This window comes from Endozoicomonas numazuensis, assembly GCF_000722635.1.
Taxonomy (GTDB): domain Bacteria; phylum Pseudomonadota; class Gammaproteobacteria; order Pseudomonadales; family Endozoicomonadaceae; genus Endozoicomonas_A; species Endozoicomonas_A numazuensis.
The window spans coordinates 128905-130135 of the sequence record NZ_JOKH01000006.1 but is presented as its reverse complement, the minus strand read 5'-3'; the positions used below and the strand labels follow the sequence as shown (position 1 = coordinate 130135).

Sequence of the window (1231 nt, the reverse complement as noted above, 5' to 3'; positions counted from 1 at the left end):
GCCAATGACACCCGGGGCTCATTTGTGCCATCAGAAGTAACCCGCACTGAAACCTATCAGCGTGCTACCCTGCGCTGTGGCCGAGAGCTTAGTCCTTCTGTCTGCCCAGCATCCTCAACACTGAGTGCGTTAACCTCAATCCAAAATGCAGCATCCTCAACACTGAGTGCGTTAACCTCAATCCAAAATGCAGCATCCTCAACTCGGAACGTACAACCCTCAACTCTGACTACAGCAAGCACCGCCACTACCGCTTTGACTTCTTCATTTTCTGCGGCTGTTTCTCAAGGCTCTGCAACCCTGCACACACCTGTTATTACAGTCACGCCGTCAGATGTTTCCCAGGCCCCGGTGACTCCATCAAAACCTGAGGACGTACACTGCTCAGCGACTTTCCCTGTTGCCCTTGGCGTTTTTTCTGCTGTGACGGTTTTATTCGTAGTGATCAGATGTCTAAAATGAGAGCTCACAGCCCTTTACATTATTTCCCAACAGGCCAGTGATGGCTCTCTCTACAGCCTCCCTTGTTGTCCAGAGGTTTTTATGTATTTTTGCCGTCTTTTTGCTTTATCAGCACTCCTTTTGCTTGGAGCTGGTACAGAGGCCGAGCTGATTGATTCGGAGCCTGAAGTTGAGCTGTTTTCTGCTCATCTCGGGCCACGGTACTTTGCCAGATCGCCTTTTTATGGCGCATTGATTATTTTAAATTGGTGGTGGGTGAATGATGCCCCCGCCTCTCTTACTTGCCTTGCAAGTTTTGCTCACGAAAGCCCTAGCCGCTCTGACTTAAAGAGCAGGGTAACTAATGCTGCTGGAACCAGATTTTTTCTTGACACCCACTTTAACAGTGGCCGTTACTTTCATTTTGACAGTCAGGCTTATCGCAGGTTCGACCGTAATCAAGCCAAAAATCCCCACTGTGACAATTCCTACCGAGCCTGCTTAAGACTAACAAGTCACAGTCTAGGCATACTCCACAATCATGATTCTCCAACCTCTGTTGTCTGCCTTTCAGAGATGCCCATGTTTAAACAACTGGTGATCAACACCAAAACGGATCAACTGGGAGATCATGATTGCGGCGTCTTTCCACCGGCTCCACAGCAGCAGGAAATGATTCAGGCTGTGCTTTCCGGCTACAACGAAGGCAGCGGCTATTCCGGGATAGCCTCTGAGTTTGATATTAACTGGCAGTTTCTGTCCGGGGGCAGTCGTTATACCCGGCTTTATA

The 1231-nt window shown here is 49.1% G+C and carries 2 protein-coding genes; both read left to right on the top strand.

Annotated elements, in window-relative coordinates; all coding sequences use genetic code 11:
- Positions 1 to 462: hypothetical protein (locus GZ78_RS30430; protein ID WP_236631643.1), on the top strand; the 462-nt coding region annotated here is incomplete at its 5' end.
- A gap of 561 nt (positions 463 to 1023) precedes the next feature.
- Positions 1024 to 1231: hypothetical protein (locus GZ78_RS29625; RefSeq protein WP_161787455.1), on the top strand; the 208-nt coding region annotated here is incomplete at its 3' end.